Source organism: Verrucomicrobiota bacterium (genome assembly GCA_037139415.1).
Lineage (GTDB): Bacteria > Verrucomicrobiota > Verrucomicrobiia > Limisphaerales > Fontisphaeraceae > JBAXGN01.
The window spans coordinates 1-9,841 of record JBAXGN010000243.1 but is presented as its reverse complement, the minus strand read 5'-3'; the positions used below and the strand labels follow the sequence as shown (position 1 = coordinate 9,841).

Annotated in this window: 11 protein-coding genes; 5 read left to right on the top strand and 6 right to left on the bottom strand. The window is 57.6% G+C overall.

Features of this window, described 5'->3' with window-relative positions:
- Positions 1-198 precede the first annotated feature (198 nt).
- Both WCO56_26945 and WCO56_26940 read right to left on the bottom strand, forming a co-directional pair.
- Positions 199-585: a type II toxin-antitoxin system death-on-curing family toxin gene (locus tag WCO56_26945; GenBank protein MEI7733238.1), complete on the bottom strand. Its 387-nt coding sequence runs from the start codon at positions 583-585 to the stop codon at positions 199-201.
- On the bottom strand, positions 586-822 hold the full coding sequence (locus WCO56_26940) for an AbrB/MazE/SpoVT family DNA-binding domain-containing protein (protein MEI7733237.1): 237 nt from the start codon (positions 820-822) through the stop codon (positions 586-588).
- A gap of 197 nt (positions 823-1,019) precedes the next feature.
- Between WCO56_26940 and WCO56_26935 the strand changes: the two genes are divergently transcribed.
- Complete coding sequence (locus tag WCO56_26935) at positions 1,020-1,379, top strand: hypothetical protein (protein MEI7733236.1); 360 nt, start codon at positions 1,020-1,022, stop codon at positions 1,377-1,379.
- 125 nt (positions 1,380-1,504) lie between these two features.
- Here WCO56_26935 and WCO56_26930 read toward each other — a convergent pair whose 3' ends face one another.
- Positions 1,505-2,398, bottom strand: coding sequence for an FkbM family methyltransferase (locus WCO56_26930; GenBank protein ID MEI7733235.1), 894 nt, complete (start codon positions 2,396-2,398; stop codon positions 1,505-1,507).
- A gap of 158 nt (positions 2,399-2,556) precedes the next feature.
- Here WCO56_26930 and WCO56_26925 point away from each other — a divergent pair, with 158 nt between their 5' ends.
- The 4 genes from WCO56_26925 (at position 2,557) to WCO56_26910 (ending at position 7,266) form a co-directional block, all read left to right on the top strand.
- Positions 2,557-3,846 carry a phenylacetate--CoA ligase gene (locus tag WCO56_26925; GenBank protein ID MEI7733234.1) on the top strand — a complete coding sequence of 430 codons (1,290 nt, stop codon included), beginning with the start codon at positions 2,557-2,559 and terminating at the stop codon, positions 3,844-3,846.
- A 20-nt stretch (positions 3,847-3,866) separates the two neighbouring features.
- Entirely contained in the window at positions 3,867-4,301 is a 435-nt protein-coding gene (locus tag WCO56_26920; GenBank protein MEI7733233.1) for an ACT domain-containing protein, read from the top strand.
- Between the two features lie 33 nt (positions 4,302-4,334).
- Complete coding sequence (locus WCO56_26915; GenBank protein MEI7733232.1) at positions 4,335-5,021, top strand: UDP-N-acetylglucosamine diphosphorylase; 687 nt, start codon at positions 4,335-4,337, stop codon at positions 5,019-5,021.
- Positions 5,022-5,106: 85 nt separating this feature from the next.
- Entirely contained in the window at positions 5,107-7,266 is a 2,160-nt protein-coding gene (locus WCO56_26910) for a helicase C-terminal domain-containing protein (protein ID MEI7733231.1), read from the top strand.
- A gap of 21 nt (positions 7,267-7,287) precedes the next feature.
- On the opposite strand, the gene WCO56_26905 is transcribed toward WCO56_26910, so the two are convergent.
- Genes WCO56_26905 through WCO56_26895 form a run of 3 tightly spaced genes read right to left on the bottom strand, consistent with a single transcriptional unit; the run spans position 7,288 to position 9,666 of the window.
- Positions 7,288-7,842, bottom strand: coding sequence for a gamma carbonic anhydrase family protein (locus WCO56_26905; GenBank protein MEI7733230.1), 555 nt, complete (start codon positions 7,840-7,842; stop codon positions 7,288-7,290).
- 19 nt (positions 7,843-7,861) lie between these two features.
- Positions 7,862-8,794, bottom strand: coding sequence for a ThuA domain-containing protein (locus WCO56_26900; GenBank protein MEI7733229.1), 933 nt, complete (start codon positions 8,792-8,794; stop codon positions 7,862-7,864).
- 41 nt (positions 8,795-8,835) lie between these two features.
- Positions 8,836-9,666 (bottom strand): DUF1080 domain-containing protein, encoded by an 831-nt coding sequence (locus WCO56_26895; protein MEI7733228.1) that lies wholly within the window; start codon positions 9,664-9,666, stop codon positions 8,836-8,838.
- Between the last annotated feature and the right edge of the window lie 175 nt (positions 9,667-9,841).

Genomic DNA, 9,841 nt, shown 5'->3' with positions numbered 1-9,841 from the left:
CCCAGCCCAGCCAAGGGCCTCAAAAAATGACCAAGGGTTTTTCAGCAGAATCAGTTTTTCCTATTTTTCACGATCTGGTAAAAATTCTTTGAGCGGGATGATTTCAATGTCGCGTTCAGTCCAGCGCCGCTTGCCGGGATCGACCAGGAAAAGGCGGAACTCCCAACTCAAAGGTCCGCCCCTCCGGGAATGCGCCCGTTAGCGTTTGCGTGAGTTCGCTCTGAGCCAGGCAGCGTAGCCGGGTTCATCCAAGTCACGAGCCGCAAGGGCAAGGGTTTTCAGCGCAGCATCCGCCTCCGCAGCAATAAAATGGCAGCCATTTGATTCCAGAAATACAATGGCGGCAGTGAAGGCGATCCGCTTGTTACCATCAAGAAAGGGATGATTACGGACCAGACCAAAGGCATAGGCAGCCGCGAGATCAAAAAGGTCCGGCTGGCCATAAACAAACAGGTTCTCCGGACGAGCCAGAGCGGAATCCAATAACCCGGCATCCCGCACGCCGCCCTGCCCACCGAACTCAGCCAACAGGCGTTCTTGCAGCGCCAGAACCGTATCGCGCAACAGCCACTGGGGTTGTTTCATTTATTTGGCCAATTCTCGGAGCGTGTTACGGTATCGGCGAATAACACTTTCAGCCGCCTCCATTTGCCTGGCAAATTGCTCCCGGCCATCGGAAACAGGGGTCACCCGCAGGCCGCCTTCCGGTGAATCCGTAAGCGCAATGGTGTCCCCCTCGCCCACATTGAGGCGGGCAAGCGCTTCTTTGGGCAGCACCACGCCAATGGAGTTGCCGACCTTGCGTAATTTCAATTCAATGATCATGCAGTCAATGTAGTCACAAATGTTATAACTGGCAAGATCAAATATTGCGAATAGCAGCTTGTCCCCACACTGGAGCCGTGGTAGTGTCTTCAATGTGAATCGTGAGCTAAAAGCGGTGCTTCTTGACCGCCACGCGACGAGTGAACGCGGGCGGCGGACGAAAAGTCATTTCCCATCAACCTGATTTCAATGCCATGATAAAAATCTTCCTGATTGCCGGATTGATCGCAGCCGTTGGCGTCGGTGTTTACGCTGCCACACCGCCGCCGAATTTTAACGGAACCTGGACGTGCATGCATGGCAGCCAGAAGATCCCCGGTGCGCTTACCCAGCACGGCACCCAAGTCGAGGGGTACTGCACCTATCCGAATGGCAAGCGCGCGTCCTTTCAAGGCACAATCAAAGGAAACACCATGTCCGGCACACTTCAAGTGGACAAAAACACGCAGCGAACGGTCACCGCCACGCTCACCGGCGATAGCATGAGTGGCACGTGGAGTGCGCGGGGCAGTGCTGGCGGTCCCTGGAAAGCGACACGCGGCGATTCCCATTGACGGGAGCATTCCTGTTGAACTGGCGTGAAACGAGAGTGGCCGTTTTCCCAACGCGGCGTGTCCACAACCGGGCAGACCGCCGCCATGTTCAATCACGTATTGATACGGGTGATGTTCCGGCAACTTCAACGGTGGGCGAGCACCTGCCAACCGGTGGTGGCGAAGCGGCGCAAGGTGTCTTGCGGATCGCAGGTGGCCACGCAACTCGGGACGGTGCCATGCGCCAAGGTTGGCCGCCATTCCCGCACGGGATGCAACCGGACGCCACCAAACCGCCATTCCAACACAAAGACCTCATATCCGTACTGCTGAAAAACAGCCACGGTCTTTGAGCCAGCCGCCAGGTCGTCCTCAAAAATCACGGAGCGAATGCGGTGCTGCCGCAGCAGTTCCGCGCCGCCGTGCAACACCCGGACCTCATGCCCTTCCACGTCCATTTTGACCACGCCCACCCGCTCAATGTCCCGGCAGATTTCCGCGAGCGTCGCAGCCCGCACCCGATGTTCCTTGGCAGAATTGATGCCAGATGCACCCAAAGTGGCGGTGCCCTGGTTGTGCGCGAAATCGGCAGATTCGATCAACGACACCTCTCCCGGCGCATCGGATACCGCCCAGGGGAAGGCTTCCAGAGTTGCCACGCCGGGCTGGTTGCGCCACCGGGCCAGATTGGCCGAGAGCCGCTGGAACACCACCGGGTGCGGTTCAAAGGCCAGGACGCGACCGGCACCCCCCACGCGCAAGGCCAGCACACAGGTCATTTGACCGATGTTTGCGCCGATATCCAGGGCGACCTCGTCTGGATCAGCCAGGCGATACAGCGCCTCGCAAACATCGAGATCATGCACCCCGGCATGCCAGATGGTGCGACCGATGGTTTCGCGTGGATCAATGGTAATGGGCATTCCCCAAGGGAGCGTAGCATTCACCACCGCAGACGATGGCGGGCACAGACACCGCCCCATGCGGCGCAGCACCTGGGCGGGCCGATACACATAAGGGGCTTTGTTAAACCACTGCATCACACCGGGATAAGCAGGTCGGGCGCGGTGGCCTGGGTTCGCATGACACCAATGATCATGGGCAAAAGGTAGCGAGCGGAACGCGGCCATGCAAGTTTGTAAACGCGACCGCCAATAGCGTTGACGTTTCCTAATGGGTGTGAACAATGAACGGCATCATGTTTTGGGATCAAGAGATTGAGACGATGAAGCGGCGCAGCCTGGAGCGGCTGCAGTTGAAGCGTTTGCAGGACACGGTGAAACGCGTCGGGCAACACGTGCCGTTCTACCAGCAAAAATTCACGGAGTTGAACCTCAAGCCGTCCACCATCAAGACGCTGGCGGATGCGCGCCGGCTGCCGTTCACCACCAGCGCCGATTTACGCGCCACCTACCCGGCAGGCATGGTGGCCACGCCCGGCAAGGCGTTGCGGTTGCATACCTCCAGCGGCACGACCGGCAAACCCAAGGCGCTCTTCTTCTCGAAGCGGGATTTGAACCAATCGGCGGACCTCATCGCCCGCAGCCTGGTGGCCACCGGAGTTACGACCAAGGATATCCTGCAAAACATGATGACCTACGGGCTGTTCACCGGGGCGCTGGTGATGCATTACGGGGCGGAGAAGCTCGGTATGCTGGTCATCCCGGCGGGGCCGGGCAATTCCGAGAAGCAATTGTTGCTGATGCAGGATTTTCGCTCGACGGTCTTTCACACCACGCCCAGTTATGCGCTGTATTTTGCGGATTTTCTGGAGAGTCGAGGTATTGATCCGCGCAAGCATCTCTCCCTGCGCAAGGGGTTTGTCGGCGCAGAACCGTACACCGAGGAAACGCGGCGGAAGATTGAAAAGGCGTTCGGTATTGATGTCTATAACTCGTATGGCCTCTCGGAAATGAACGGACCGGGGGTGGCGTTTGAATGCGAATGCAAACAAGGCATGCACTTGTGGGAGGATAATTTCCTGATGGAGATCGTGGATCCCAAAACCGGCGAACCGGTACCGGATGGCAAGCCGGGCGAGCTGGTGCTCACCACGCTGTGCCGCGAGGCCATGCCGATCCTGCGGTACCGCACGCGGGACATCACCTCGATCGTCAGCGAACCGTGTGCCTGCGGGCGCACTCACCGGCGCATCCAGCGGATTACCGGGCGCTCGGACGACATGCTGATCGTGCGCGGGGTGAACGTGTACCCACAGCAGATCGAACGGGTGCTCATGGGCATGCCAGAACTGGGCCGGAATTACCTGATTGTGCTGGATGGCCTGGACGAAATGACCATCAAGGTGGAACTGGCGGAGGCCGGCTTTGACGGGCAGGTGGATCACCTGGTACACTTGGAACATTCCATTGTGGAAAAACTGCGCGCGGAAATCCTGACCAAGCCCAAGGTGGAACTCGTGCCGCCCGGCTCGCTGCCGGTCAGCGAGGGCAAGGCCAAGCGGGTCGTGGATAAACGGCATATTTAAACAACCGAACGGGAGCCAACATGAACACAGTCAAACTGGTAACGGTGTTTGTCGAAAACAAAACGGGACAACTGGCCCGTTACACCAAAATCCTTGCCGACACCGGCATCAACATCCGCTGGGTGACGATCGCCACCTCCGAGCGCTTTGGGGTGATGAAGTTCCTGGTGGACCAATTCGAGCCGGCCTGCCAAGCGCTCCGGCAGGATGGCCTGGCAGTCTCGCAAGTGGAAGTGCTGGCCATCGAGGTGCCGGATAAACCCGGCGGCCTCCACGCGGTGGCGGATTGCCTGGCACGCAGCAACGTAAACGTGGAGAACTCCTCCGGTTTCGTCACTCAGGCGCACCAGCGCGCCATCCTGATCATCGAAACCAAGGATATTGAACACGCCCGCCAGGCGCTGAAAAAACAGGGGGTGCACTTATTAAACCCGGAAGAGTTGACCCAAATGTAAGGCCGACCGGCGGCGCGTAAATACCGACTGAATATGTTTAAACCATCGGATCTATTTGACCTGAGCCAGACCGAACACGCGGCCTTGTTTGACGGCTGTGAGTACGCGTGGGACGCGCTCAAGCGCCTGAAAGAATACCTCAAGGCTAATCTCCGCCCCGCGCTGCACAACACTTGCGACGGAGACGCGTACATCGGCAATGAAGTGTACATTGGCGAAGGCACCGTCCTGGAGGACGGAGTGATGATCAAAGGTCCGGCCATCATCGGGCGCAATTGCGTGATCCGTCATAACGCGTATCTGCGCGAGCACGTTATCGTCGGGGACGGTTGCGTGGTGGGCAACTCGTGTGAACTCAAACACTCGGTGCTGTTCAACCATTGCCAGGTACCGCATTTCAATTACGTGGGGGATTCCATCCTTGGCTACAAGGCGCATCTGGGCGCGGGCGTGATCCTGTCCAATGTGAAGATCGTGGCGGGGAACGTGATGGTGGACAAGGACGGCGTACCGTTCGATACCGGCCTGCGCAAGTTTGGCGCGCTGGTGGGCGATGGCGCGGAGGTGGGTTGTAATTCCGTGCTCAACCCCGGCAGCATCATCGGCCGTAACGCGCTTATTTACCCCACCACCAATTGGCGCGGCATTCTGCCCGACAACAGGATCGTCAAAAACCGCGCCGTGCAGGAAGTGGTGATGAAACGACCCCGGGAGAACTGATGGCATTACGCGTTGCGACCAATCGGCTGGCGAATCGCCCGGCTAGCGTTTCAAAATCTGCGCTGGTGGTTAAAATATTTACACCATGATCAGCGAGATTCAATCACAACCCGCCGGTTCCGCATTTGACCTCGTCAAAGTGGTGGAGGGTATTTTCTCGCCCAACGGCATTCTCTCGCAGTCGCCCAACTTTGAGTATCGTCCCCAGCAACAGCAGATGGCGGTGGCGGTGGCGCAGGCGCTGATGGATAACAAGCACCTGGCGGTGGAAGCCGGCACCGGCGTCGGCAAAAGCCTGGCGTACCTGGTCCCGGCCATTCTCTTTGCCGTGGAGAAAAGCAAGAAGGCGATTATTTCGACGCATACGATCAATTTGCAGGAGCAACTGCGGGATAAAGATCTGCCCATGCTGGCCAAGGTGCTGCCGGTGCCGTTCCGTTACACCATGCTGAAGGGCCGCGCCAATTACCTCTGCACGCGCCGCCTGCACAAGGTGATGCACCAGGCGGACAGCCTCTTCACCTCGCCGGAAATCGAGGAGTTGAAACGAATCTACGAATGGTCCAAGTCCACGACGGATGGTGATTTATCGGACTTCGACCTCGAGCCGGACATGAAGGTCTGGTCCCAGGTATGTTCCGAGCGCGGTTTATGCTCACCCAAAATGTGCGGGCCGGAATCGGAATTTGACAAGCAACATCACGAAGTCTGTTTCTTTCAGAAAGCGCGTCAGCGCATCCTGGGCTCCGACCTGTTGGTGTTGAACCATACCCTGCTGTTCACGCTGCTGGGTGGCATTGATGAGGAAATTGAGGGGGGCGTGATGTTCCGCAATGATTTTCTTATCTTTGACGAGGCGCACACGGTCGAGAATGTGGCCTCCAAACACATTGGCCTGAGCGTATCGAGCGGACAATTGCGGTTCGCCCTGCAACGGTTGTGGAATCCACGTACGGAAAAGGGACTGCTGGCCACGCTGCGCCAGGGCAAGGCGGTCAAGCTGGTGGCCGATCTGCTGGAGGAAAGTGACAAATTTTTCCAATCGGTCGAGGTGGCGTGCGAAGAACTCTCCGCCCAGCAGCGGGAAGCGGCGGAATCCGGGGAAGGCGGCGCGCGCGCCCGGGGCGGCTCCACCCGCCGCAGTTGGAGCGAATTGCGTATTCGCCGTCCCGATCTGGTGAAGGACAATCTCAGCCTGCCCCTGCAACGGGTGCGGGAGGCGGTCAGCGAGATGGTCAAAACCAGCCAGGATAAAGAGACCGGCGAGGAACTGTCCGAGTGCAACCGTCGGCTGGCGGAACTGCGCGATGAATTGGCCACGTTCCTCAGCCAGAATGCGCCGGAGCATGTCTATTGGGTGGCGCGTGGCGGCAAAACCCAGCATAATCTGACCTTGCAGGCCGCGCCCGTGGACGTGGCGGAGTACCTGCGCCGCCGGCTGTTCCAAAGCGATACCTCGATCATCATGACCAGCGCCACGCTGGCCATGAGCGCAGAAGCGCCACCGGAAAAGGCCAAACCGGAATCCACCGGACACCGCTTCCGCAGTCAACGCACCTCGGGCACCGTCCTCGGCATGCAGTATTTTGTAAACCGTGTGGGCGGGGAGTCGGCGCGCCTGCTGCAAGTGGGTTCGCCCTTCGACTATGAGCAGCAGATGAAGCTGTATGTGGTAAACAAGATGCCTGATCCACGCACCGAGGAATACCGTGACGCGTTGATCCACTGGATCGAACATTTCATCCGGCAAACGCATGGCAAGGCGTTTGTGTTGTTCACCAGCTACAAGCTCATGCAAGAAGTGGCGGAACGGATGGAATCGTTCTTCAACAAGCTGGACTTGCAATGTTTTGTGCAGGGAACCGGCACGCCGCGCGGTCTCATGTTGGAAAAATTCAAGGAAGACGTGGATTCCGTGCTGTTCGGGACGGACAGCTTCTGGCAGGGCGTGGATGTCCCAGGCGAGGCGCTCTCGAATGTCATCATCACCCGGCTGCCGTTTGCGGTGCCGGATCATCCCCTGATTGAGGCGCGCATCGAGGCCATCGAGGCGCGCGGTGGAAATCCCTTTGGTGAATATTCCCTGCCGGAAGCGGTGCTGAAATTCCGCCAAGGGGTGGGCCGCCTGATCCGCACGAAAACCGATCAGGGCATCATCGTAGTGCTGGACAACCGTATTCTGGCCAAACGCTACGGGCAGCAGTTCCTGCAAGCCCTGCCGAAATGCCCGGTGGAAGTGATTTAATATTCGATCCGCTGACGAAATTTACGACTTAAGTGGGGCTCCGACATTGATGCCGTGTTTCAGGCAGTAGGCCGAATTTTTGGCGTATTTTTTCGCCCAATATTTCAGCCCGCGCCGCTCCTTCAAGGTCAACGGACGCACCACCTTGGCCGGAGATCCCAGCACCAACGAGCCGGGTGGAATTTTGGTCCCCTGAGTGACCAGGGCTTTGGCCCCCACAATGGATTGCGCGCCAATCACCGCCCCGTCCAGAATCGTCGCCCCCATGCCGATCAGGCATTCATCCTCCACCACGCAGGCATGGACGATGGCCGAGTGCCCAATGGTTACGTACTTGCCGATGATGCATCCAAATTCATCCGCCAGATGCAGCACGGTGTTGTCCTGCACATTGGAATAGTCGCCCACGACAATCCGGTTAATGTCTCCGCGCAAGACGGCATTGTACCAAATGCTGGCATGGTCCCCCAACGTCACATCGCCCACCACCACCGCCCCGGCGGCAATATAGGCTCCTTTGCCCAGTTTCGGCTGCGTCCGCAGAAACCGATCCAGTTGTACTCTTAATTTATCCATACGGCAGGCGTGGACTTGCTTAATTTGCTGCCTTCGGCAATTGCGGCGGCTTGGGCGTCGGTTTCCTGACCTGTTTGGGGTCCAGGTTCTGCTCCAGATCATCCTTGGTGACGACGGTTTTCACACCCCCGGGCGGAATATCGCCCTTGGCAATCCAAACAATGGCGTTAAGCACCACGCGCCGGAAATCCTCCTGGCCCCAGTTGTCGTGGAAATGGCCGCCGGTAAACCCAAAGCCGCGACCGCCATTCGGGCGCTCATAGGTCCACATCACATGTTGTGGTTCGCCATTGGTCACGGCCTGGCGGACCGCCGGATTACCCTCATGCGCGCCGTCTTTGCGGCTCATCGTTTCCAGCGGAGCCACCGCACTGAGGATCGGGGTGACGCCCTTCATGCCTTCCTGGAAGCGCATGTGGAAATACCACTCATCGCGAATTTTGAAGGGATTCACGCCATCGGTGATCGCATGTTTGGGAATGGTCTTAAAATCGGCATCCCAATGCGGGTTAACGGACCAGTTGATTTCAAAATAGCCACCCATGCCTTCAAGCCATTCGTTGCCACCCTTTTCCTTGAGCACTTCCACCGCATAATGGCAGCAGCCAAAGCCGACGCCTTTTTTCAGCAGGCTGGAGATGACTTGCAGGCGGTCTTCCTGCACCGCCATGTGACCGGCCCCGCCGTCGCAATAAATGAATACGGCGTCCACGCCATCGAAAACGGATTTATCGGATGGCCAACCGTTGGTGTTCACCACCGCCTTGATGCCCGGCACGGTATTTAGCAACCGCCCCAGCAGCAGGCACCCGGCATTATGTTCGTGCTGGCGCGGCCCATGGCTTGGCTTGCCCGCCAACAACAGGACTTTTTTGTCAGCCGCCGAGGCGCTGGCCGCCATGGCCAGCCCCAAGGTCACGGTGATCAGGGTGGATTGAATTGGATTGCGCATAAGAGTTTATCTGTCAGGTTTTTATTTACGGTTGAAAACGCCTATTTTAACGATTTGATACGGACATTCTTGAACTGAACCTTCATCGGGGGGCCGGCATGAATTTGGAACGCAAGCACGCCGGACTTGGCGGCCTTGGATTCCTGTTCGTCTGTCACATCAATGGTCTGCACACCGTTGATCCATTGTTGGAGATGATTGCCCTTGGCGATGATGACGTAATCATTCCAGCCGTTGGTGTGGATATGCGTTTGGATTTCCCTGGTGTCGCCCAACGTGCCAGTGACTTCAATTTTTGTATCCAGCTTGGCATTGGCGGCCTCCGGCGAATCCTTGGCCACCTCGCGTTTGGTCTTCACTTCCTTCTCCTTGCCGTTTTTCGGATCGGTCACTTTCTTCGACTCGGTGACAAATAACGCCTCCTTGATGGTGACCTTTTGTCCACGCTGGCACAGGATGCCGCGGCCTCTTTCCTCATACAGGATGCCGGAATAGGTGGTGCCAACCTCAAAATCCGCCTGATACCCGCCGCTGACGAAATTTTCAAGGTCTTTGCTGCGATACTGGAGGCCGGAGTTGCCCCATGGAGTGGAGAAACTATAGGAAAAACGAATTTCAAAATCATCCACGATGAGATTCTTATCGCCATCCCTGGCGAACAGGAAGTTGTTTCCCTTGGCAGGGTTCTCCGGCGTAGTGCTGCCGGTGATGCAGCCGTCCTCGACCGACCAATGATTGGTCCGCCCGGCCCAACCCGTCAGGTCTTTGCCATTAAACAGGCTTTTGAATCCAGGTTCGACGTCTTGCGCCGTGGCGGTTTGAAGCGCGACACCGGCGGCAACACACAACAGTACGGTCCATGCATTTTTCATAGTTACTGCGTCCAGCAAACCAAATCATTCGTTGCGCGGCAATTAAAATCAGAGCGGCGGGAATTATAGTTCTGAGCAACAAAAAAGGCGAGGCCGGAGGCCTCGCCTTTTTTTACGTTGTAAGTGCTTATCCGTAAATAGATATTGTCTGTCGCCAGCAGATTATGGCTGCGGC

Excerpts from the sequence above, each read along its gene's own strand:
- WCO56_26900 (MEI7733229.1), bottom strand. The coding sequence starts at position 8,794 with ATGCGCAATCCAATTCAATCCACCCTGATCACCGTGACCTTGGGGCTG.
- WCO56_26915 (MEI7733232.1), top strand. The coding sequence starts at position 4,335 with ATGTTTAAACCATCGGATCTATTTGACCTGAGCCAGACCGAACACGCG.
- WCO56_26945 (MEI7733238.1), bottom strand. The coding sequence starts at position 585 with ATGAAACAACCCCAGTGGCTGTTGCGCGATACGGTTCTGGCGCTGCAA.
- WCO56_26905 (MEI7733230.1), bottom strand. The coding sequence starts at position 7,842 with ATGGATAAATTAAGAGTACAACTGGATCGGTTTCTGCGGACGCAGCCG.
- WCO56_26910 (MEI7733231.1), top strand. The coding sequence starts at position 5,107 with ATGATCAGCGAGATTCAATCACAACCCGCCGGTTCCGCATTTGACCTC.
- WCO56_26920 (MEI7733233.1), top strand. The coding sequence starts at position 3,867 with ATGAACACAGTCAAACTGGTAACGGTGTTTGTCGAAAACAAAACGGGA.
- WCO56_26930 (MEI7733235.1), bottom strand. The coding sequence starts at position 2,398 with ATGCAGTGGTTTAACAAAGCCCCTTATGTGTATCGGCCCGCCCAGGTG.
- WCO56_26925 (MEI7733234.1), top strand. The coding sequence starts at position 2,557 with ATGTTTTGGGATCAAGAGATTGAGACGATGAAGCGGCGCAGCCTGGAG.
- WCO56_26935 (MEI7733236.1), top strand. The coding sequence starts at position 1,020 with ATGATAAAAATCTTCCTGATTGCCGGATTGATCGCAGCCGTTGGCGTC.
- WCO56_26895 (MEI7733228.1), bottom strand. The coding sequence starts at position 9,666 with ATGAAAAATGCATGGACCGTACTGTTGTGTGTTGCCGCCGGTGTCGCG.